Source organism: Criibacterium bergeronii (assembly GCF_001693775.2).
Lineage (GTDB): Bacteria > Bacillota > Clostridia > Peptostreptococcales > Filifactoraceae > Peptoanaerobacter > Peptoanaerobacter bergeronii.
Genome location: NZ_MBEW02000003.1, coordinates 1 through 22,891, shown reverse-complemented (window position 1 = coordinate 22,891; position 22,891 = coordinate 1). Strand labels below are relative to the sequence as shown.

Genomic DNA, 22,891 nt, shown 5'->3' with positions numbered 1-22,891 from the left:
CTCATAAACTCTAATTCGATTTAGCTAAATAGGTTTCAAAAATTGCTATGTCATTTCTTGTAGTCAATTTATTGTTAGGATATTTATTTTCAATTATTTTCACTTTATATCCATTGTTTATAACTATACTTGTATCGTCAGTTATTTTTGTATTAGACTGCACCATTATTTTTTTATGAGATTTATAAATCGCCTTAAACCTAAAACATTGTGGGGTTTCAAGCTCAAATACTTTTTCTCTGTCTACATACTGCTCTATCAATAAATCTTCATCAACCCTAGTGAGAGTATTTGTAGCTTTTTTCGCAAAAGTAGTGCAGCCGAATATCTTTGTTTGCTCTATTATGTAATCTATACTGGCCGGTTTAATTAGAGCCCTCACTCCATCATGAATTGCTACAATATCATCATCGTTAATCATTTTAGAAATATGATTTAAAGCATTAAAAACTGATTGCTGTCTATTTGAGCCACCAAGTATTATATCGTCTGCTGATAATTTAGAAATTTCATATTTATTTTTAATTGAAAAAATTAATTCTTTTTGCGATAGAGAATTGACCAATACATCTCCTACTACAGAAATAATTTTATCAACTGTTTTAGCTTTTTCAAAGGCTTTTAAAGAATATGAAATTAGCGGATTACCCAAAATATTCATATATTGCTTAGGAATAACTAAATTCATCCTACTTCCCGTTCCGGCACAAAGAACTATTGCTACATTCATTAGTCTTTACCTATATCATATGTGGCATAAGCATTCATAGACATATCAGATACGTTACCTGCCAAATATTCAAAATATCCACTAGAACCTATCATTGCACCATTATCAGTACATAGAGATAGAGGCGGATAATAAAATTTTTTACCATTTTCTTGAGCTAGTTTTTCAATATTTTCTCTTAGAGCAGAGTTTGCTGAAACTCCTCCTGCAATAGCTATTTTATCTATACCATAAACATCGGACGCCTTTATTAGATTTTCACTTAAAATATCTACAACAGATTTTTGAAATGACGCTGCAACATCTGCTTTATTTACTTGTAAATTTTTCATTTTCATCGTGTTCATATAATTGAGCACTGCAGATTTTATACCTGAAAAACTAAAATCCAACGAATTTTCAAATTTTGCTTTTGGAAAATCAATCGCATTTGGATTTCCTTCTTTTGCCAATTTATCTATCTTAGGACCACCAGGGTAGCCTAAATCTAAACACCTTGCGACTTTATCAAAAGCCTCTCCTGCTGCATCGTCTCTAGTTTTTGCCAGCACATTAAATTTTGTATAGTCATCCACTTTTACAATATGGGAATGTCCACCTGAGATTATTAAGCAAATAAAAGGAGGCTCTAGTTCTTTATGTGCAATAAAATTTGCACATATATGCCCTCTAATATGATGCACTCCGACTATCGGCTTATCAGTGGCAAATGCAAGTGCTTTAGCAAAGGAAACACCAACTAATAACGCACCGACAAGCCCCGGTCTGTTTGATACAGATATAAAATCAATATCAGCAATTTTCATATTTGCATCTACCAAGGCTTTTTCATATACATAATTTATATTGGAAATATGATTTCTAGAGGCAATTTCAGGCACAACTCCACCAAATTTTGTATGGATAGGCACTTGTGAGTCTGTAACCTCAGATAAAACTTCTCTTGCATTTTTTACTATTGCTATAGACGTCTCATCACAGCTACTTTCTATAGCTAATGTTGTTAAATCTTTCATAAAATTTATTCCTTAAATTCAACAATTTAAAAATCAAACATTTCAGGGAAATAGAATACTGATGAAGGTGAGCATACAAATAAAACATAGTCTGGCTTAATATTTGTAATCATCCTATTTAAATTCTTCCTGATATTTTCGTATCTTGTATCTAAAAGGCAAATCGTTTTAATGTTATTGCTTAGATATGCACTTAATGGCATTGCAAAGCTGTCTTTTATTATCAGCAGTTTAGTATCTTGTTTGATTTGATTGTTGATTATAACCTCATAAGGTGTGCCATAACCCATCATAGTAGTATATTTATCTTCATACGGGTCTTTGCTATCTAATACAGCTTTATTAACAAATACATCTTCAAAACTGCCTGATTTTGTGCTTATTTCCGTCAAGACATCATTGTATTTTTTATAAGTTCTATTTGTATCAAAAGTTGGTAATATTAATTCATAGTCATCCTTTTTGGCAACATACTTTTTACCAGTTCTCTTGCCCATAGAGCCTATATAAGTTTCATTATATTTCATAGTTGTGTAACTAGTTGGCGAAGTAAATTTTGCATCATTATTAAAATTGTATACATATTCATTTGCCAAATGACTAACTAACTTTTGATACCCCCAAAATGCAGTCTCATTTTTCCAATGGGTGTCCGTCTTATAGAAAGATGTATTTTCATCTTTTTTATCTTTAAAGAACTCCTGATTTAAATCTAATACATCAATCCCTTTTTCGGTAAGTCTCTTGCTCAAATCGTCTAGATTAGTTGTATTATAATCAAGTACACCCTGAGGAAAATTAGCAGAATTTATAGTATGCTTGTTAGGTGCAAGCACAAAAAACATTGGTATTTGTTGTAGGTCAAGTTTTTGCTTGAGATTAGAGATATTTTCTACAGCCTTTTCATTAATGTTTTTTACAGGCACTGTATAATACAAGGTGTCATTTGCTCCCTTGTAAACCCTTCTATAATTTAGCTTGTCATCAACAATCTCTTTGCCCAAAACTTTCTGTAATAGTCCATAATTTTCAATAAATCCTATCTTTTGGAAAAAATAAGAATTATAAATATCATCATTTGCAGCAATTTTCTGCTTTAAAATCGCATCCTTTTCAAATATCCCCTTGCCTTTCATTTCATAGGTTTTAGTAGGAATGTCTGATTTTGCGATATTTATTTTCGTCATTACTCCAAAATATAGTAAAAAGATTATAAAAAATACGAATAATCCATATTTTTCAACATATTTCATATTAGCCACCATTAAAAGTTAAAGTATATAAAAGGATTAAATCCACCTTTTACAATGTATAGCAAACAAAGCACAAGCAATATTGCACAATAAACACTTGCCAAAATATTTTTGATATGCTTACTTGGAAGAAGTACACAAATAAGTTTACTACAAAAATCAAAGAAATTTGTACTCAACAATATTCCAATTAATAACACTCCAAAATATTGTTTTAAATAAAACCATGCCTGAGAATTAACCAATCCGATATTCGTAATGTTAAGCATATTGAAAATATATAAAAATGCCCCTTTTATGCTGTCACTACGGAAGAATATCCACAAAACCATTACTACAAAAAGAGTATAAATCCTTACTAAAGCGTAAGGCAAATTCTTATCTATTGAACGGTTATGATTTTGTTTGTAAATTTTTTCAAAGCTTATAAACAAGAAGTATAATAACCCCCAAGCAACGAACGTCCACTTTGCTCCATGCCATAATCCTGTTAAAAGCCATACTATAAATAAGTTAAGTATAGTCTTGTTCATTTTATACTTAGAGCCGCCAAGCGGAAAATATACATAATCTCTAAACCATGACGACAATGTCATATGCCATCTTTTCCAAAAATCTGTAACCGAGGTTGCAAGGTATGGTTTGTTAAAGTTTTCCGGAAATTTAAATCCAAGCATTTGACCTATACCGATTGCCATATCGCTGTATCCCGAAAAATCGAAATAAATTTGCAGTGTATAGCATACAGCACCTAAAAATAGCATTGAGCTACCCGCATCCTTTGGGTCTAAAGAAAACGCAGTATCTGCTACAATTGCATAAGTATTTGCAAGCAAAATTTTCTTTGACAAGCCAAATATAAATCTTCTCAAGCCATGATTTATCTTCTCTACATTAAATTTTCTTTCATATATATCCTTGTATACATCATCAAATCTAACAATCGGTCCTGCGACAAGCTGAGGAAACATAGTCAAATATAGTCCAAAGTCAAAGATAGAGCCGGTAGACTTATGCAGGTCATCTTTATTATAATAAATGTCAAAAACATAAGACATAGCTTGAAATGTAAAAAATGATATCCCTATTGGCAAAGGTAGATTGGTCTTTGGAATATTAACTACAAAAAACTGATTTATAGTCGCTATTATAAAATCAGTATATTTAAATATTGCCAGCATTCCCACGTTAAAAACTATATCAGCTATTAACAGATATTTTCTTTTTATGCAATCATCACTTAAAAAAATTAATTTTGCTAGCATATAATTCACAAAAACTGAGCCAATAATAAAATAAATAAATATTGGTTCAGAAGTTGAATAAAAATATAAGCTAGTTATTAGCAATAAAATATTTTTTAAAGTAATTCCCGGTAATAAATAATATATAATTAAAAATACCGGCAACATTGATGTTAAAAAAATCGCTGATGTAAAATTCATACTATCTCCTAATTTATTTCAATTCTAACTCTTTTACCTTTTCCTCATCCGGAGTAACGTATATAGTAGAATTAGTTTCATAAATAACCATTCCATTTTTTGCACCGTTTGGCTTTTTTACAAATTTTTTAAGTGTATAATCCACCGGTACATTTTGGGATGATTTAGCCTTACTATAATAAGCAGCTATCATAGCAGCCTGTTTTATTGCATTTTCTGATATTTCTTTTGCATTACTTCTTATAATGGTGTGTGAGCCTGGGATATTTTTTGTGTGTAGCCACATATCATCGTCCTTGGCAAACCTCATAGTTAAGTAGTCGTTTTGTCTGTTGTTTTTACCAACGTAAATATTATATCCATCACTGGAAATAAATCTCATCGGTCTAAATTCTTCTGCAGTTTGATTTTGTTTTTTACTTTTTCCCTTTTCAGCTTTAGCTTTTTTTATAATCCCTTCATTTGCCATTTCGTCAACTATATCATTATATTCATCTAAACTTTGTGCATTTTCTATTGATACCTCAAAGTTTTGCAAATAATGTAATAGTTTTTTAGAATAAGAAACCTGCTCAGCAAGCTCAACTTCTCTAACCTTTAGCTTATTATATTTCTTGTATAAACGCTGTATATTTTGCGAAGGGGTTAAATTTTCGTCTAATTTAATAGTAGTTTTTTTTAAATCTTCAGTATAAAAATCATCGACCGTTATTTGTTTATCACCGTCTTTTAACATATAGATGTACGCAGTCAACAAATCAGCATCCCTTTTATACTGGTCTTTTTTGACTGTTTCTTCTAATTCAACAGTTTGTTTTATAATTTTATTTTCTAACAAATTAATTTTATTAGACAAAACTTTACGCATCTCATGACTTTTTTGCATAAGACGCTCTTTGGTGTCTCTATGATTATAAAAGCTTTCACATATTTGCGAAATGCCAAGCTTTGATTTTATATCCAAGCCTTCATACATACTAAGATATATGCAGGAAAAATCTACAGTTTTACCACTTTTATCAAAAACTATACAAGGCTCAAAGCTTTTTGACTTTATTTTGCCCATCATTTTTGTAAATGCCTCATATAGCTTTTGCATACTCATAGGGTCGATTTCATTTGCAATTTGGTCATGCAAAATATCACTTCTAAAGCATAGCTCTTTAGAAATCAGCGGACTTAATCCGAAAAATGTAGTATACAAGGCTTTATATATAGGCAATTTTACACTCATATGCTTGATAAAATCTTGCAGGGAAATCTCATCTACCGGATTTAGTTTGTCTTGTTTTGGAGGCATTTTATATATTGTGCCCGGCAAAACCTCTCTGTATGATGATACAGAAAGTGGAACTCTTTTTATTGAGTCAATTACAGTATTTGTCTCATCGTCTACCAAAATTACATTACTATGTCTGCCCATAATTTCTATTGTAAGACGTTTTGTCTTTCTCTGTTGCAATTCATCAAAGGAGGAAATATATATGTCAACCGTCCTGTCAAAGCTGTCTTGCTCTATTTTTAATATTTTCCCACATAGAATATGTTTCCTAAGTATCATTAAAAATGTTGGAGCTTTTAATGGGTTCTCTTTTTTTGTTGTTTCGATTAAATACATTCTTGGCAAAGATGCGTTTGCACTTAAAAGTAGTCTATAATTATTCTTATCGCCCCTAAAAGAAAGCACTACTTCATCCCTTTCAGGCTGAGATATTTTATCTATTTTAAGATTTACTATCTTTTCGTTTAATTCATTCACCATACTAGCTAGTGTAATTCCGTCAAATGCCATCTTGCCTCCAAATAGAATACATATTTTAAACCATATTCCATTATATTAAATTTTGCTTATTTTTTTATTAATTCTAATTTCTCATTTATATTTTAACAAATATTTTATTATAATATCATAAACCATTAAAAAAATAAAGATATGTGATGAATTAGTTGACAATTATTCTTAAATTACAAACACAAAAGGTTACTATAAACGTTAAAATAAAAATTCCACTATCTTCTATAAACTTAGAATTAAGTGGAATTTTTTGATTAAAATTAAATTTCTGTTCAAATTAATACTATTTATTTGAGCATTCCAATCTTCACTAATTTTTTATATTTAAATATTCTACTATAAAACTGCGTAATCAGCATCAACTGCAAAGGTGCTCCATGTACAGATGGATATTGTGCGGTAACTGTCACAGCTCTTGTAACCATTTTATATGGTATAGATACTACAGTATTTCCATGGAATGAATCAGCAGGGACTGTAGGTATATTTGTGATATACATTTGGACATTATGATTATCTTCAATATGACGAACCGGTATACCGGCAGACATCATTGCGTGTTCAAAACTAAATTAACAGCCAATTACGAAACCAACGAAATCATCTTTATAATAATCCAATAAATTGTCAACTTCCTCTGTCATTACTCCGTTTCTATAAATACGATATTTTGGTATATCTGTTCTTATGTCACAGCCCTTTGCTATTAACTTTGGTTCGTAACTGCCTGGCTCAATAACATCAAGTATTGGACAAGATTATGGATTTTTAGTAGCAAACAGCAAAAAATCGAAGGCTAATTCCTTTGGTAAGATTGCCTTGTACGTGTCCTTCGCATACTCCTGATGTTGGTAGCTTAAACTCCCCCTCTTCTAATCATCATTCTTGCTTCTTGTGGACTTATACTTTTCATAACTTGCATATCCATAATGTTTCCTCCAAAACTATAATAAAGTTACTTACACAAATTCATAAATTGTTCATATAATATTAAAAAATCGTGTATCTTTAAAATATTCTATATCATTGTAAAATTTATTTCAGGTACAGCTATTTGTTTTTTATTGAAAAATTAATGAAGAATTTCATCAGGTGTGTTATAATGTTATAAATTTAATATTTGGAGGAATTAATTAATGTCAGATACACAAAAGAAAACTTTTTATGTTACAACACCAATATACTATCCAAGTGGCAATCTACATATAGGTCATACATATACAACTGTTGCTGCTGACTCTATAGCAAGATACAAAAGATTTACCGGATATGATGTAAGATTTCTTACAGGTACTGATGAACATGGAGAAAAAATCCAAAAAAAAGCAAAAGAAATGGGCATGGAGCCTATCGAATACCTAGATGGAATGATTGCAAAAATCAAAGCTTTGTGGGAAAAGATGGAAATTTCCTATGATGATTTTATAAGAACCACTGAACCAAGACATGAAAAACTAGTTCAAGACATTTTCACTAAGCTTTATGAAAAAGGTGACATTTATCTTGGTGAATATGAGGGCTATTATTGCGTACATGATGAGGCTTACTGGACAGAGTCTCAATTAGTTGATGGCAACTGCCCTGACTGTCATAGACCTGTAGAAAAAAGAAAAGAGCAATCATATTTTTTTAGGCTTTCAAAATATCAAGACAGACTTAAAAAGCTTTTTGAGGAAAATCCGGATTTTTGTTATCCGCAAAGCAGAGCCAATGAAATGCTAAACAATTTTATTAACAAAGGTCTTGAGGATTTATCAGTATCTCGTACTTCCTTTGACTGGGGTATAAAAGTACCTTTTGACCCAAAACACGTAATCTATGTTTGGGTAGATGCCCTTTCAAACTATATAACAGCCCTTGGATATGGTAGCGGAGACGACAGCTTGTATCAAAAATATTGGCCGGCAAATGTACATTTAATGGCAAAAGAAATTATTAGATTTCACTCTATAATTTGGCCTGCTATGCTTATGGCACTTGACATTCCTCTACCAAAACAAGTATTTGGTCATGGCTGGATTTTATTTGCGGCGGATAAAATGAGTAAATCTAAGGGAAACGTAGTTTATCCTGAGCCTTTGATAGAAAGATATGGTATAGACGCATTAAAATATTTCCTACTTCGTGAATTCACTTTTGGTCAAGATGGCAACTACACAAACTCAGCATTTTTAAATAGGATTAACTCCGATTTAGTAAATGAGCTTGGCAACTTGCTATCTCGTACAGTTTCTATGATAGAAAAATATAATGACTCAGTTATTATAAAAACTGATGTAAAAACTGCATTCCATGATGATTTGGTGAATGTAGTTACTGCTATGCCAAAAATCGTGGACGAAAAAATGAACAAGCTTATGTTCCATGAGGCTCTTGAGGAAATATGGAAGGCTATAAAAAGATGTAACAAATATGTCGATGAGACAATGCCTTGGGCACTTGCTAAGGACGAAACAAAAAAAGACGAACTCAACTGCGTATTATATGACTTAGCTGAGTCTCTACGCATAATCACTGTAATGCTAAGCTCAACTTTAAATAGTACATCTAAGAAAATATTTGAACAATTAAATGTACCCGATGAGCTAAAAACTTTTGACTCTGCATTTACATTTGGTCTAACTATTGATGGTACAAAGGTAAATAAAGGCGAAATATTATTCCCAAGACTTGACGTACCTAAGGAGCTTGAAATATTAGAAAATCTATTCTCAGACGAAGAAAATCCTAAAGCTGAAGAAAAAGCAAAAGTAGAAAAATCTGATGAAAAGCAGGAAATAACTATAGACGATTTTGCAAAATTGGATTTAAGAGTCGGAAAAATATTAGAGGTTAAAAAGCACCCTGATGCTGACAAATTACTAGTATTTAAAATAAAATCAGGTGATGAAACTAGACAAATAATTTCAGGCATCGCAAAATTTTATGAGCCTGAACAGTTGGTTGGAAAAAATATAGTTTATGTAGCTAATTTAAAACCAAGAAAATTAAGAGGACTAGAGTCTCATGGTATGATTTTATCTGCCGCTACACCTGATGATAAAAATTTAATCGTCTTAAATGCTGATGGCATAGACGATACTGCTACAGTATCCTAGGGAGGAAATATGATTTTTGACTCACACGCTCATTTGGATGATGAGGCATTTGATATAGACCGCAAACAGGTTATAGAGTATATAAAAAATGAAGGTATCTCCTATATTATCGACCCTGCCTCAGATATATCATCTTCAAGAAAATCTGTAGAGCTTTCAAAAAAATATGATTTTATATATTCAGCTGTCGGTATTCACCCACATGAGGCAAAATACATGGATGACACTGCTATGAAAGAGCTTAAAAATCTATGTAAAAACGAAAAAACTGTAGCCATTGGTGAAATTGGACTGGATTATTATTATGATTATTCACCAAGGCAAACCCAAAAAGAAGTATTTGAACAGCAAATATATCTTGCAAAAGAAATGGATTTGCCATTTATAATACATTCTAGAGATGCCGCTTCGGATACGCTGGATATGTTAAAATCCTGTAAAAAAGATACACCTTGTGTGCTGCACTGTTTTTCACAAAGCCTTGAGATGGCAAAGGAATATTTAAAGCTTGGCTGTTATCTATCATTTGCCGGCCCACTGACCTTTAAAAAATCTAAAAATCTTCAAGAGGTTGCAGCTTACGCTCCTCTTGATATGATTTTTATTGAGACAGATAGTCCTTATCTAACTCCTGAGCCTAAAAGAGGTAAAAGGAATGACCCGTCAAATGTCAAATTTGTTGGCAAGAAATTAGCAGAGCTAAAAAATATGCCTGAAGAAGAAATTTTTGAAATTACAGCTAAAAATGCTTTAAAATTTTTTAAGATTTCATAATCATTTAAGAAATTTTGGTATAATTAACAAATGAGAATTGAAAAATTATTGAGCAGTTGGATAAAATTGCTCTTAATTTTTTTAATTCTCATAATTATTGTTAGATTTTATAATTTTTTTGGGGAATTTATGCTTTTAAATATTTTTAATGGTTTTTGTATGTCCCTAGCTGACAGTGTACCCGGGGTTTCAGGCGGCACAATAGCTTTTATACTTGGATTTTATAAGGAATTTTTGGACTCAATTCACTTCGCATTTTCCGGCAATAAGAATGAGCGTATCAAGGCTTTAAAATTTTTGGGTAAGCTTGGTATCGGTTGGGCAATCGGTATGTCAATATCGGTTACTGTTCTAACTAAGCTTTTTGAACAAAATATTTATTTGCTTAGCTCTGTATTTATAGGGCTAACTTTTGCATCTATACCGTTTATAATTAACTCTGAGAAAAAAAATATACTTGGAAAATATCAAAATATAATTTTTACACTTTTAGGTACATTATTAGTAGTTGCTATTTCATTTTTAAGGCAAATGCTAGTTTCAGGAAGTTCCGCAAATTTAACTACCTCCATTAATTTTTCAGTACTGTCATTAGGACAAATTTTGTATCTATTTATTTCCGGTGCTGCAGCAATCACTGCCATGGTTTTGCCGGGCATCTCCGGCTCAACGCTGCTTTTAATTTTTGGTGTGTACGTTCCTACTATTTCCGCTATAAAACAATTTATTAGCCTAAACTTTGGTGTAATCCCCGGTATTATGGCTTTAGGATTTGGAATAGTCTTTGGACTTTTCGTATCGATTAAAGGTATTAGAATTGCACTTGAACATCACTACAGCAAAATGCTTTACATGATAATCGGTCTGATGCTTGGTTCATTTTATGCTATAGCAATGGGACCAACTACTCTTGATACACCACTACCTCCACTATCCCCTGATACTTTTAGTATAATTGGATTTATACTTGGAGTATGTATACTACTTGGATTGGAAGGGATTAAAACTTTCTTAGAAAGAAAAACTCAAGATAAATAAAAATTTCTAAATTATAATATCAATTCATATCAACATTATTTAAGTGATTACAATACTTTAAAGACCATTTTGCCGTGATTTCATGACGGCTTTTTGTGGTGCTTTGAGTCATAATTTCGGCGTTTTTTTTAAACTATTTTTACTTTTTTAAAGACACTATGTGGTCTTTTTTTATTGCTTTTTTGTGTGTTAGTTTTTCATAATCTATTTTACACTACCTTATAAATACACATAAAACAAATCCAGTATTATTTTAGTTTTTACTAAAATATATCAAATTTTTTTGTTTATACTATAAATTTAAAAACTTTTTATGATCTATAGTTTACACTATTAAATGCACAATAACTTAACCATCTATTTTACATTTACTATGATAATATTACATTTAATTTGACAAATTTCACTAAAAAACAATACTAAGTATATTTTATTGCTAAGTAATTTATTGCTTCTATATAGCCATTTATTCCGTGACCTATTATTACTTTTTCGCAATATAAAGAGGTGTAAGATTTTTTTCTAAATTTTTCTCTTTCATCTATATTTGATATATGAACTTCCACTGCTGGAATATTTACGGACTTTAGAGCATCTAATATAGCAACTGATGTATGAGTATAGGCGGCTGGGTTTATTACTATTGCCATTATATCTGTATTGTAACAGCTTTGAATTTTATCTACTATTTCACCCTCATGGTTACTTTGAAATGTTGATACTTTTATATCCAGCTCTTTTGCAACGTTTTGTATTTCTTTTAGCAAGTCCTTGTATGTATTTTTGCCATAGATGCTTGGTTCTCTTATGCCAAGCATATTTATATTTGGTCCGTTAATTACTAAAATATGCATTAAAATCCTCCATAATTTTTTTGGCGGCAGTATCTATTAAATCATTTTGTATTTTTACATCGCAGTAGTTTTCATACAAAGCTTTTCTGTTTTCAAACAATTTATATAATTCTTCTTTTCCTACACTGCTTAATGGTCTACCTACTGTTGCAAGTTTTTCAACATCTCTCATTATATAATAAATTCTTCCATTTTGTTTTAATATGTCAATATTTTCTTTATCTTTTACTGCTCCGCCACCGGTGGAAATAATTTTTCCTGATACATTTGATGTAGCTTTATATACATCTTTTTCTATTTTTCTAAAATAGTTTTCTCCTTTTTGTTCAAAAATTTCAGGTATGCTTTTTCCTTCAATTTTTTCTACTTCTTTATCTGTTTCAACTACAGGCATATTAAATAATACTGACAATTTTTTGGCAATTGTAGTCTTTCCAGCTCCAGGCATACCGATTAAAACTATATTTGGTTTAAATACATCTGTTTGATAGTCTTTACTTAGTCTCATTATTTCTTTATATAATTGATTGATATAATCTGACATTTCACTTGATTTTGAGCTGACTTTATCAAGCACTTCCTGCTCTCTTTTGCCATCAAAGATGTTTTTTCCGATAGTTTTTTTGATTTCGGCAATTTCTTTGCTAACTTCCATTCTTTTTAAAAATAATTCTACAATTTGGTCATCGATTTTATCGATTTCTTTTCTTAAATTATTTAAATCCAATGCTTGACCTCATATTTATATTATAAAATTAAATCTAATAATGCAATTGCTGCCGCTGACATAACAGGATACACCGCTCTAGTCACGATAGCAGGGTCATGTCTGCCTTTTATTTGCAATGTAGTATTTTTACCGGTGCTGATATTAATAGTTTCTTGAGGAATATAAATAGATGGGGTCGGTTTTACTGCTGTATTAAAAATTATTGGCATACCATTAGATATACCGCCATTTATCCCACCATCATGATTTGTCTTTGTTTCTATTTTCAAATTTTTTTCATCATCATTTACATAATTCAATCTGTCGTTATATTCAGAGCCTTTCATATATCCGGCAGAAAATCCCGCTCCAAAATCTATCCCCTTTACTGCAGGTACAGCAAAAATCGCTTTTGCAATATTGCCCTCTATTGTATCAAAAATTGGCTCACCAATCCCAGTTTTAATACCAAAAATTCCGGTTTCTATTACTCCTCCTACAGAGTCGCCATTTTTTTTGACCTTTTCTATTTCTTCAATCGCTATGTTCATAGCATTTTCGTCTATGAATGCTAGTGATTTATTATTAATCGATTTTATTTCTTCATATGTAGCACTATAAAATGATTTTTCTCCCATATCTAAGCAGCCAATATTAATTATATGAGAAAAAATTTCTATGCAATAATTTTTTTTCAGTATCTGCATAGCAATATTTCCGGCTACACATAAAGGTGCTGTTAATCGACCTGAAAAATGTCCACCGCCTCTATAGTCATTAAATCCGTTATATTTAACATAACCGGTATAGTCTGCATGAGATGGTCTAAAAATATTTTTTAGCTGCTCGTAATCTTTAGATTTTACATCAGAATTTTTAATGATAGCCGTTAGTGGAGTGCCTGTCGCCTTTGCATTAAAAAAGCCGGAAACAATATTTACTTCATCGCTTTCGTTTCTAGCTGTTGATATATTTTTTTTACCTTTTCTTTTTTGCATGAAAAGATTTAATTTATCTAAATCAATTTCAAATCCCGCCGGAATTCCCTCAATTACAACTCCAATACATTTACCATGGGACTCTCCAAAAATATTTACTTTAAACTTATTTCCCAGCTGTGAAGACATAATTACCACCTAAACTGTTAAAATCTTCATAAAATGTAGCATATGATTTTGATACAACTTTTTCGTCCTCAATTATTACCGGCTCTTTACATATTATAGAGGCTATAGATGCTGCCATTGCTATTCTATGGTCATTATATGTTTTTACAAAGCCACCTTTAAGATTTCCTAAGCCGTCAATTACTATAAAATTATCTCCGAAATATGCTCTCCCGCCCAACGAATTTACCAAATCCAAGGTGGATTTTACTCTGTCGCTTTCCTTGAATTTTAACCTATCTGTTTCTACAAAAATTGACCTGCCCTGACAGCTACACGCTAATACAGCTAATATAGGCACTAAATCAGGTATATTTTTTACATTTAACTTTAATGGTCTTTTTTCTCCTGAGCTGATATAGATTTTATCGTCTAAAAATTTTACATTAGCACCATATTTTTCAATTATTCTTAATATACTTTTATCCCCTTGGAGTGAATTTTTATCAAACCCCTCTAAACAAATGCCTTCTTCACTAAAAGCTCCTGCCACAATAAAAAACGCCGCAGCTGAATAGTCCATTTCCACTTTATAATTTAATGGTGAAAAATAATCACCTTTGCTATGAACAATGTAGCCATCTTCGATTTTATCAATTTTTATGCCAAAATCTTCCATTACTTTCACTGTCATATCAATATAGGGTTTTGACTTAACATCACCTAAAACCTTTAATTCAACATCACTGTCCTGAAGTGCAGACGAAAGTAATAACCCTGATACATACTGTGAGCTAATATCTGAAGAAATTGCAATCTTGTCAAAGGCAAATTTTTTCAATGCTCTTATTGGCAGATTATTTGATGTAAATTCTACTCCATTACTTTTCATAACTTGCATAATCTGTGAAATCGGTCTTGATACCAAGGAATTACTGGCTGTAAAAATAGCATCTTCTATTACAGACATTGCAAACGGCATAATAAATCTTAAAGTTGTACCGCTTTGTCTAGCATCAAATATCGGAGTATTTTTTCTTTTATTGTCAAATATTTTTCTATCTACTGCATAGGATTGTGTGGACTGAAAATTATTTTCTACGAAGTTTTTTGGAATTACTGTTACATAATTTTTTTCAAATCTAAAAGTAGTGCCTAAGCTTTTAAGGCAAGAATTTGTAGCCAAAACATCGTCACAAATATCGGGTAAATAAATTTTCGTTGGTTTATCTGCCTGAGATGCACAAAACAAGGCTCTGTGAGCAAATGACTTTGAAGATATTCCTTTAATATTACCATGCAACTGTCTTGGCATAATTTTAATCATTTGCCCCGCCCCTTTAATATATTAATTATAATATTCAAATTCCATTCCGTAGATGTCTACCGTATCTCCCTCTTTTATGCCGTTATTTTTAAGTAACTCAGTTACCCCTATTTTATCTAATTTGTTTTGGAAGTATCTTATAGACTCCAAGTCCTCAAAATTTACACTATAAAGCAATCTTTCAAGCTGATAACCCTCAAGATAGAATACATCGTCCTCTTTTCTAACAGTAATTTCGTCTATATTTTCTTGAGCATCTTTTTCAGCTGAATAGTATTGGTCTTGGTCAAATAATTCTACGTCTACTATATTATCTAAATATTTTTTGCATACTCTTAATATGTCATTTACACCATCAGTAGTTGCAGCAGACATAGAAAATACCTCATAACCTTTTTCATTTAACTTTGCTTTAAACTCTTCATATACCTGTTTGTCATAGAGTAAGTCCATTTTATTTGCAACTACAATTTGTTTTTTACTTTCAAGTCTTTTGTCATAAGTTGCTAGCTCTTTGTTGATGATTTCAAAATCCTCCAACGGGTTCCTGCCATCTGATGAGCTTATGTCGACAATATGCACAAGTACCTTTGTCCTTTGGATATGTCTTAAAAAGTCATCGCCAAGACCTACGCCCTCAGATGCTCCTTCAATCAACCCAGGTATATCTGCTATTACAAAGGAGTCTCCATCAATAGAGGCAACTCCAAGATTTGGAATAAGTGTAGTGAAATGATAGTTAGCTATTTTAGGGTTTGCCTTTGTGACAATGGACAAGAAGGTGGATTTTCCCACATTGGGAAATCCAATTAAACCAACATCAGCAAGTAGTTTTAACTCAAGCTCTACTTCTATTTCTTCACCTTTCATACCTTGCTTTGCAAATGCAGGTGCTTGTCTAGTAGATGTTTTGAAATTTGAGTTTCCCTTGCCACCTCTACCACCGTGTGCGATTATAAACTGCTGACCATTTTCGTTTAAATCTGCTATTACTAGCTTAGTTTTAGCATCTGTAACTACTGTGCCCTCCGGAACTTTTATGATTAAATCTTCTCCGTTTTTACCAAACATATTTGAAGTTTTACCATCTTCTCCGTTATCAGCCTCATATTTAGATTTGTATTTGAAATCCAGCAAGGTTCTCATGTTGTTATCCACAAGAAATACTACGTTGCCACCCCTGCCGCCATTTCCTCCTGATGGACCTCCTGCCGGCACATACTTTTCTCTATGAAATGCGACTGCTCCATTTCCCCCATTACCAGCTTTTACTGTGATTTTCGCTACATCTACAAACATTTTTTCTCCTAATTATTTAGAATTTCTTTTATCTATATTTTTATTTTTAATAGTTTTCACTTTTAATTTTTTCATACTTTGTAAAAATAATTGTGTCTCATCGATTTGCTCTTCTTTAGTTTCTTCTTTGACGTCACCTTTACGCAATTCGTCTAATAATTTATAGGTATCCTTATCTATAAAATTATTTAAAGAATTATTTCCGACATGATTTTTTTTAATTTTATCTCTAATTTTTAAATTGGCAGTATTTACATTTATCAAAAGCTCAGCTGTGGAAATATGCACTGCACCTTTACCCTGCCCTATTTGCATAATTGAAATGTCATCAGTTGCAATAAAAATCTCTAGGTATCTTTTTTTGGATAAACTTGTAATATATTTTTCTATATAGCTGTCGGCTGTCTCATTTTCCTTGGTGAAAACTATTTCAAGATTTTTCAGTCTTTCTTGCCTAACTGAAAAATCTTTTACCCTATAAGCATCATACACCAATATACTTTTATAGCCGGTATACTGAGTATATTCACTAATTAAAGAATTTAACTTTTCTCGTGCCAGCTCCAAACTCTCATTAGCTAAAGTCTTTAAAATATCCCAAGCATTTATTACATTATATCCATCGACAATTAAAATCTGTCTAATTTTAGACATTTTTTAGTGTCCTTTGTCTAACTACATCATATAAAACTATTGATGCTGCAACTCCTGCATTTAACGAATTTATTTGTCCATTCATTGGTATTGATATGATAAAATCGCAGTTTTCTTTTACCAACCTAGAGACACCTTTTCCCTCACTACCAACTACGATTGCCACATCTCCTGTGAGGTCTTGTTCATAGTACATTTTATCACCCATGTCTAGGGCATAAATCCACATACCAGCATCTTGTAATTTTTTTATGGTTGTTGTTATATTAGTTACCCTTACTATTTTCATAAAAGAAGTAGCTCCTGAAGATGCTTTTTCTACTACAGGTGTTACTCCTGCGGCATTAGTTTTTTGTATTATTACAGCATCTACTCCTGCACCCTCGCTACTACGCACTATTGAGCCAAGGTTGTGTACGTCCTCTATCTTGTCTAGTATTACCATTGTAGTTCTTTTTTGATTTTGCTTGTTTGTTTCTAGGTCTTTTAACAATTTTTCAAAATCGTAATATTCATATTCAGCAACGCCAAGTATTACCCCTTGGTGATTTTCTCCTTTTGCTAAAGTATCCAATTTCTTTTTATCAACATTTTTTATAGTTATATTTTTATCTTTCGCTGAGGATACTATATATTTTATCTTTTCATCGTTTTCATTTTGTGTCACATAGACCGTCTCGATTTTTCTTCCTGATTTAATTGCCTCTATGGAAGGGTTTTTGCCTATAATAAGGTTCATATTTACCTCTATTAATTACTAATTATTTTTTAATTTTGTAAGCTTTTTTTGAAGTGCTTTTCTTTCATTTTTGTTTCTGTCATAAAATTTTGTGGATTTTATTTTATATCTTTTTTCAATTTTTTGTATTTTTTCAACGTCTTTTTCGTCTATCAAGCTGATTGCATTGCCTACTTTATCAGCTCTGCCTGTCCTACCTATTCTATGGACATAATACTGCATAAAGCTTGGGATTTCGTAATTTATTACGTGAGTTACACCATCTATGTCAAAGCCTCTAGCTGATAAATCAGTAGAAATTAAAAATCTGAATTTTAGCTTTCTAAAATTATTCAAAATCTGCTCTCTTTTATTTTGAGAAAATTCTCCATGTAGTAACTCACAATCATACTTGTTACCAATTTTTTCATATAAGCTTGTAGCAGATTTTTTTGAATTGCAAAATATAATTCCCATAAAAGGATTATATTCTTCAATTATAAATTCTAAGGTAGAAAGCTTGGTGTTTTCTGAAGTATAGAATAAATCCTGAATAATATTTTCACTGATTTGTTCTTGATAAGACACATCTATTTTTGTTGGATTTGTCATGATTTTTTTCGCCAAGTCTACAATTGGCTGTGGCATAGTTGCAGAAAAAAGTGACATTTGTATTTTATCAGGGAATTTTTGTTTTAGTAGTACTATGTCCTCTAAAAACCCAAACTCCAACATTTGGTCTGCCTCATCAATTACAAATGAATTAATATATTTCATGTTAATATTGCCATCTCTGATATGCTCCAGTAATCTACCGGGAGTGGCTACAATTACCTTAGCATTAAAGGAAAATTTATTCGCCTGTTTATCAAAATCATGACCTCCCACTATGTTTGCACAAGTATATTCTTCGCTTGGTCTTGTTTCATCAAATACAGTTTTTATCTGATTGCACAATTCTCTAGTAGGGGCAACTATGACTACTTGTGGTAATTTTTGTGTTAAGTCCAAATTTTGCATTGTAGGTAATAAAAATGCTAAGGTTTTACCAGTACCTGTTTGTGCCTTTGCTATTAAATTTTTACGTTTTAATAATACAGGTATAGCATCCTGTTGTATCTGAGTAGGTTCAGTTATCCTATTTTGTTTTAGTTTTTCGATTAGACCCTTGTCTAAATTAAGTGATTTAAAATCGCTCATTTTTTCTCCGTTCTCAAAATTATATTAATTACAACTATTTTAACATGAAATACAATAAAAATAAACCAATTCAAAATTTTTTAAAATTAAAAATGGTGAAAAATTTGTGTTGTAAAATTTTATCACCATCTAATAGTATCTATTTGTTTTTTATATCATTTTCAACTAAATCATCAAAGGTATGCCATGCAAGGAGCGCACATTTTACTCTAGCCGGCATATTGCTAATGTTTTGCAGTGCCAATGCGTCGTCTAATTTTTCCAACTCTTCTTCATCGGTTATTTCTCTTCTTATCATACCTATAAAGGTTTGAGCAAGCTCTTTTGCCTCTTCTACAGATTTACCTCTAAGCAGGTCGCACATCATGGACGCTGATGCTTGAGAAATAGCACAACCGATACCCGTAAATGCCAAATCTTTTACTATTTTTTTATCCTCAGATAATTCCACTTGGAGTGTAATATCATCGCCACAACTTGGGTTGTGTCCTTTTTCGGTAAAGGTTGGATTTTCCAAATCATGTTTATTTTTTTTACTTCTTGAGTGCTCTACAATGGTCTGCTTATATATTTCCTCTAAATTCATGCAAATATCCTCCTAACATCTTCAAGATGTGTCAAGAATTCATCAATTTCTTCTTTTGTGTTATAAAAAGCAAATGATGCTCTACAGCTGGCATTTATCCCTAAATAAATATGTGCCGGCATTACACAATGATGTCCGCTACGAATCGCTATACCGCTTTCATCAAGAATAGTGGCTACATCATGTGGGTGTACCTGTTTAACATTAAATGATATTGCACTACCGGTATGCTCATTAGTAGCCGGATAATATATATCTACGAAGTCAAGTTTTTTTAGATTTTCATAGGCATATTTTGTAAGCTCTTGTTCTCTTATAAATATATTTTCCAGTCCAAGATTATTCATATACTCAATAGCCGCACAAAGCCCTACAACGCCTCCTACATTTTGAGTACCTCCCTCAAACTTTGTTGGAGCTTTTGCAAATGTGGACTCTTGCTCGTAAACGTACTCTATCATATCTCCGCCATAATTAAACGGTGACATTTCATTTAGTAGTTTTTCTTTTCCGTATAAGACACCAATACCCAGCGGAGCTAGCATTTTATGTCCTGAAAACGCAAAGAAATCTACATCTAAATCTTGGACATCCACTTTTTTATGTGGTATCGTCTGAGCACCATCAAGTACAGTGGTTGCTCCCACTTCTTTGGCTTTACCGATTATATATTTCACATCAGGCATATATGAAGTAAGATTTGAGCAACCTGTAAAGGCTACTAATTTGGTTTTATCACTTATATATGAATTAAATTCATCCATATCAAGTTCAAAATTATCTGTTATATGCACTAGTCTTAGCTTTGCACCTGTTTTTTTTGCCACAAACTGCCATGGTACAAAATTGCTGTGATGGTCTAATAATGTTACGATTATTTCATCGTCTTTTTTGATATTGTCAAGTCCATAAGTGTAGGCAATCAAATTTATACTTTCTGTGGTACTTCTCGTAAATACAATTTCATTGGCACTTTTTGCATTTATAAAATTAGCAACACTTTGTCTTGAGTTTTCGTATAAATTTGTCGCCAATATTGACAAATGATGTGCACCCCTGTGAGGATTTGCATTTTGATATTTATAATAATTGCTGACTGCATCTATAACTTGTATTGGTTTTTGAGATGTAGCCGCATTATCTAAATAAATAATTTTTTTTCTGGTTTTTTCTTCATCCAAATAAGTAAAATCTGCTCTTATTTGCTCTATTTTTTCATCTAAAAACATTAATTATCTCCTTGTATACTAGTGAGATTATTTTTCTATCATTATTTGATTGATTTGCTCTAGTAAACTTTCCCTTAGATGTTTATCAGGCAATGCGTCAATTACCGGCACTAATCTTGATTTTACAACCAAGCTCTTTGCCTCATCAAAGGAAAGCCCTCTGCTCATAATATAAAATATAATATTTTTGTCAATTTGTCCTGCACTTGATGCGTGTTCTCCTACTACGTCCTCCTCTGTGCATAGGAGTATTGGTAGTGATTTTGATATTACCGTTTTATCCAGTAAAGTTACATATTCGCCCTCTGAACCCTTTGAGCCTTTTGAACCTCTCTTAAAATCAAGCGTGCCTTTGAAATTTTTCTTGGAAAAATCTTTTTGGACACCATTTACCAAAATATTTGCGTGTGATTTTTTTCCATTTAAATCTACGTTGTATAGAAAATCCATCTTTTCTTGACCGGATAAGAGGTATGAGCCTTTCAAGTCAAAAATTGAACCATTTCCTGTTAGTTTGCCCATACATGAGAAAAGTTTTTTTCCAACACCTATTTCAGTTTGATAAATAGTTACTTTTGCATGATTTTCTACTATAAAACCGATGCTTTGCCAAATTGTTGACTCTTGATTTTGATTTGTAACAAGGTGGATAGTTACTTCAGAGTCCTCTTTAGCATAGATTTGCAATACGGAATTTCTAAAAGTTTTTGCTAAATCCTTGGTTGTATAATTTATTATAAACTCAGATTTCGTATTTTCTCTAGCAATAATTTGTATATTATCAAGTAAAGTATTTTTTTCTTCGTTTAATTCTATATTTATATTTTTTAAATCTTCATCATGATTAACTTCAAATACATACTGAAGATTTTTTTTGTCTTTATTTAATTTTACAGCCTCTTCACTAACTCCAAAGGAATAATCTGAAAATGCCGTATTTAATTCCATATTTTCTTTTTGAATTTCACCAAAGGATGATGGATTTATATCGTTGAGCTCTACTTCTACTTGGTTTGTTTTTAAAAATCTAAAAGTAGGACTACTTACTTTATTTGCAATCATTAGCCGTTAGCCCCCTCTAATTCCATGTTAATTAAATTATTCATTTCCACTGCATATTCTATAGGGAGCTCTTTTGCTACTGGGTTTGCAAAGCCTCTTACTATCATCGCTCTTGCCTCTTGCTCACTTATTCCTCTGCTCATAAGATAGAAGATTGACGTTTCGTCTATTCTACCTATTTTAGCCTCGTGACCTATATCTATATCATCTGTGGCTAAATCTATGACAGGAATTGTATCCGACCTTGAATTTTCACTGAGCATCAATGACTCACAACTAACAGACGATTTGCTACCGGCAGCCTCTTGACTTGCCTTTACAACTCCTCTAAAAGTACATACCCCATTTCCGGCAGAAATACTTTTAGCATTCATTGTTGAGCTTGTATTTGGTGCAAGGTGAAATACCTGTGCTCCATTATCAAGATTTTGCCCTTCACCTGCAAAGCTTATTGCTGTAGTTTCACTGCTTGCCCCTTCACCTAATAATAAAGATGCAGGATAAAGCATTGATACCTTAGAGCCAAATGAACCTGATACCCATTCAATTCTGCCATGAGCTTGCACTAAGGCACGTTTTGTATTTAGATTATACATATTTCTTGACCAGTTTTCTATGGTAGAAAATCTAAGAGTTGCATTTTCTCCGACAAATATTTCTACGCTACCTGCATGAAGATTTGTGACATCATATTTTGGTGCTGAGCAGCCCTCTATAAAGTGGCAATATCCTCCATCTTCTACAATAATCATTGTGTGTTCAAATTGTCCTGCTCCCGGTGCATTAAGTCTATAGTAAGATTGTAGAGGTATATCTACTTTTACACCCTTTGGTACATATACAAAGCTACCTCCGGAAAATACTGCTCCATGAAGTGCTGCATATTTATGAAGATTGGGTGCGATTGCTGTTTGAAAATATTTTCTTACTATATCAGGATATTCTCTTATAGCAGCATCAAAATCTGTATATATAACTCCTTGGTCTACAAGGTATTG

At 31.9% G+C, this 22,891-nt stretch carries 20 protein-coding genes and 1 pseudogene; 3 read left to right on the top strand and 18 right to left on the bottom strand.

The features are described 5' to 3' along the window. Positions 1-10: 10 nt before the first annotated feature. From BBG48_RS02070 to BBG48_RS11090, 6 genes and pseudogenes are all read right to left on the bottom strand, one after another. Positions 11-730 (bottom strand): IspD/TarI family cytidylyltransferase, encoded by a 720-nt coding sequence (locus tag BBG48_RS02070; protein WP_068914218.1) that lies wholly within the window; start codon positions 728-730, stop codon positions 11-13. After that, complete coding sequence (gene tsaD, locus BBG48_RS02065; RefSeq protein ID WP_068914219.1) at positions 730-1,746, bottom strand: tRNA (adenosine(37)-N6)-threonylcarbamoyltransferase complex transferase subunit TsaD; 1,017 nt, start codon at positions 1,744-1,746, stop codon at positions 730-732. Before tsaD ends, BBG48_RS02070 begins: the two co-directional genes overlap by 1 nt. Before the next feature lie 26 nt (positions 1,747-1,772). Further along, positions 1,773-2,999: an alginate O-acetyltransferase AlgX-related protein gene (locus BBG48_RS02060; RefSeq protein WP_068914279.1), complete on the bottom strand. Its 1,227-nt coding sequence runs from the start codon at positions 2,997-2,999 to the stop codon at positions 1,773-1,775. A gap of 11 nt (positions 3,000-3,010) precedes the next feature. Then, the gene (locus tag BBG48_RS02055) at positions 3,011-4,444 is read right to left on the bottom strand and encodes an MBOAT family O-acyltransferase (protein WP_068914220.1); all 1,434 of its coding nucleotides are present in this window, start codon (positions 4,442-4,444) and stop codon (positions 3,011-3,013) included. 13 nt (positions 4,445-4,457) lie between these two features. Continuing rightward, the gene (locus BBG48_RS02050) at positions 4,458-6,236 is read right to left on the bottom strand and encodes an Rqc2 family fibronectin-binding protein (protein WP_068914221.1); all 1,779 of its coding nucleotides are present in this window, start codon (positions 6,234-6,236) and stop codon (positions 4,458-4,460) included. A 290-nt stretch (positions 6,237-6,526) separates the two neighbouring features. After that, positions 6,527-6,799, bottom strand: a pseudogene (locus BBG48_RS11090) (D-glutamate cyclase family protein); the annotation flags it as partial. A 576-nt stretch (positions 6,800-7,375) separates the two neighbouring features. Between BBG48_RS11090 and metG the strand changes: the two are divergent. The 3 genes from metG (at position 7,376) to BBG48_RS02030 (ending at position 11,149) form a co-directional block, all read left to right on the top strand. Then, a complete protein-coding gene (gene metG / locus BBG48_RS02040) occupies positions 7,376-9,337 on the top strand; it encodes a methionine--tRNA ligase (RefSeq protein WP_068914223.1) in 1,962 nt (653 codons plus the stop codon). A gap of 9 nt (positions 9,338-9,346) precedes the next feature. After that, on the top strand, positions 9,347-10,111 hold the full coding sequence (locus BBG48_RS02035) for a TatD family hydrolase (protein ID WP_068914224.1): 765 nt from the start codon (positions 9,347-9,349) through the stop codon (positions 10,109-10,111). 129 nt (positions 10,112-10,240) lie between these two features. Then, on the top strand, positions 10,241-11,149 hold the full coding sequence (locus BBG48_RS02030) for a DUF368 domain-containing protein (RefSeq protein WP_068914225.1): 909 nt from the start codon (positions 10,241-10,243) through the stop codon (positions 11,147-11,149). Positions 11,150-11,568: 419 nt separating this feature from the next. Here the strand turns inward: BBG48_RS02030 and aroQ are convergent, their stop codons facing one another. The 12 genes from aroQ to sufB all read right to left on the bottom strand — a co-directional run. Beyond that, a complete protein-coding gene (gene aroQ / locus BBG48_RS02025) occupies positions 11,569-12,003 on the bottom strand; it encodes a type II 3-dehydroquinate dehydratase (protein WP_068914226.1) in 435 nt (144 codons plus the stop codon). Then, complete coding sequence (locus tag BBG48_RS02020) at positions 11,984-12,730, bottom strand: chorismate mutase (protein WP_116170932.1); 747 nt, start codon at positions 12,728-12,730, stop codon at positions 11,984-11,986. Before BBG48_RS02020 ends, aroQ begins: the two co-directional genes overlap by 20 nt. 20 nt (positions 12,731-12,750) lie before the next feature. Continuing rightward, entirely contained in the window at positions 12,751-13,839 is a 1,089-nt protein-coding gene (gene aroC / locus BBG48_RS02015) for a chorismate synthase (RefSeq protein WP_068914227.1), read from the bottom strand. Next, a complete protein-coding gene (gene aroA / locus BBG48_RS02010; RefSeq protein WP_068914228.1) occupies positions 13,817-15,145 on the bottom strand; it encodes a 3-phosphoshikimate 1-carboxyvinyltransferase in 1,329 nt (442 codons plus the stop codon). Before aroA ends, aroC begins: the two co-directional genes overlap by 23 nt. Positions 15,146-15,166: 21 nt before the next feature. Next, positions 15,167-16,444, bottom strand: a complete 1,278-nt coding sequence (gene obgE / locus BBG48_RS02005; RefSeq protein WP_068914229.1) for a GTPase ObgE — start codon at positions 16,442-16,444, stop codon at positions 15,167-15,169. Between the two features lie 12 nt (positions 16,445-16,456). Continuing rightward, on the bottom strand, positions 16,457-17,098 hold the full coding sequence (locus tag BBG48_RS02000) for an NYN domain-containing protein (protein WP_068914230.1): 642 nt from the start codon (positions 17,096-17,098) through the stop codon (positions 16,457-16,459). After that, complete coding sequence (gene rlmB / locus BBG48_RS01995) at positions 17,091-17,837, bottom strand: 23S rRNA (guanosine(2251)-2'-O)-methyltransferase RlmB (RefSeq protein WP_068914231.1); 747 nt, start codon at positions 17,835-17,837, stop codon at positions 17,091-17,093. Before rlmB ends, BBG48_RS02000 begins: the two co-directional genes overlap by 8 nt. An 18-nt stretch (positions 17,838-17,855) precedes the next feature. Then, entirely contained in the window at positions 17,856-19,016 is a 1,161-nt protein-coding gene (locus tag BBG48_RS01990; RefSeq protein ID WP_068914232.1) for a DEAD/DEAH box helicase, read from the bottom strand. 139 nt (positions 19,017-19,155) lie between these two features. Continuing rightward, entirely contained in the window at positions 19,156-19,602 is a 447-nt protein-coding gene (gene sufU / locus BBG48_RS01985) for a Fe-S cluster assembly sulfur transfer protein SufU (RefSeq protein ID WP_068914233.1), read from the bottom strand. Then, complete coding sequence (locus tag BBG48_RS01980; RefSeq protein WP_068914234.1) at positions 19,599-20,831, bottom strand: cysteine desulfurase; 1,233 nt, start codon at positions 20,829-20,831, stop codon at positions 19,599-19,601. Before BBG48_RS01980 ends, sufU begins: the two co-directional genes overlap by 4 nt. 27 nt (positions 20,832-20,858) lie before the next feature. Continuing rightward, entirely contained in the window at positions 20,859-21,893 is a 1,035-nt protein-coding gene (locus tag BBG48_RS01975; protein WP_068914235.1) for a SufD family Fe-S cluster assembly protein, read from the bottom strand. After that, positions 21,893-22,891, bottom strand: a 999-nt coding sequence (sufB, locus tag BBG48_RS01970) for a Fe-S cluster assembly protein SufB (protein ID WP_116170931.1), incomplete at its 5' end; no start/stop codon positions are given. The genes BBG48_RS01975 and sufB, both read right to left, overlap by 1 nt.

Bases quoted from the DNA above. Each gene is read 5' to 3' on its own strand.
- BBG48_RS02070 (WP_068914218.1), bottom strand. From the start codon at position 730: ATGAATGTAGCAATAGTTCTTTGTGCCGGAACGGGAAGTAGGATGAAT.
- tsaD (WP_068914219.1), bottom strand. From the start codon at position 1,746: ATGAAAGATTTAACAACATTAGCTATAGAAAGTAGCTGTGATGAGACG.
- BBG48_RS02060 (WP_068914279.1), bottom strand. From the start codon at position 2,999: ATGAAATATGTTGAAAAATATGGATTATTCGTATTTTTTATAATCTTT.
- BBG48_RS02055 (WP_068914220.1), bottom strand. From the start codon at position 4,444: ATGAATTTTACATCAGCGATTTTTTTAACATCAATGTTGCCGGTATTT.
- BBG48_RS02050 (WP_068914221.1), bottom strand. From the start codon at position 6,236: ATGGCATTTGACGGAATTACACTAGCTAGTATGGTGAATGAATTAAAC.
- metG (WP_068914223.1), top strand. From the start codon at position 7,376: ATGTCAGATACACAAAAGAAAACTTTTTATGTTACAACACCAATATAC.
- BBG48_RS02035 (WP_068914224.1), top strand. From the start codon at position 9,347: ATGATTTTTGACTCACACGCTCATTTGGATGATGAGGCATTTGATATA.
- BBG48_RS02030 (WP_068914225.1), top strand. From the start codon at position 10,241: ATGCTTTTAAATATTTTTAATGGTTTTTGTATGTCCCTAGCTGACAGT.
- aroQ (WP_068914226.1), bottom strand. From the start codon at position 12,003: ATGCATATTTTAGTAATTAACGGACCAAATATAAATATGCTTGGCATA.
- aroC (WP_068914227.1), bottom strand. From the start codon at position 13,839: ATGTCTTCACAGCTGGGAAATAAGTTTAAAGTAAATATTTTTGGAGAG.
- aroA (WP_068914228.1), bottom strand. From the start codon at position 15,145: ATGATTAAAATTATGCCAAGACAGTTGCATGGTAATATTAAAGGAATA.
- obgE (WP_068914229.1), bottom strand. From the start codon at position 16,444: ATGTTTGTAGATGTAGCGAAAATCACAGTAAAAGCTGGTAATGGGGGA.
- BBG48_RS02000 (WP_068914230.1), bottom strand. From the start codon at position 17,098: ATGTCTAAAATTAGACAGATTTTAATTGTCGATGGATATAATGTAATA.
- rlmB (WP_068914231.1), bottom strand. From the start codon at position 17,837: ATGAACCTTATTATAGGCAAAAACCCTTCCATAGAGGCAATTAAATCA.
- BBG48_RS01990 (WP_068914232.1), bottom strand. From the start codon at position 19,016: ATGAGCGATTTTAAATCACTTAATTTAGACAAGGGTCTAATCGAAAAA.
- sufU (WP_068914233.1), bottom strand. From the start codon at position 19,602: ATGAATTTAGAGGAAATATATAAGCAGACCATTGTAGAGCACTCAAGA.
- BBG48_RS01980 (WP_068914234.1), bottom strand. From the start codon at position 20,831: ATGTTTTTAGATGAAAAAATAGAGCAAATAAGAGCAGATTTTACTTAT.
- BBG48_RS01975 (WP_068914235.1), bottom strand. From the start codon at position 21,893: ATGATTGCAAATAAAGTAAGTAGTCCTACTTTTAGATTTTTAAAAACA.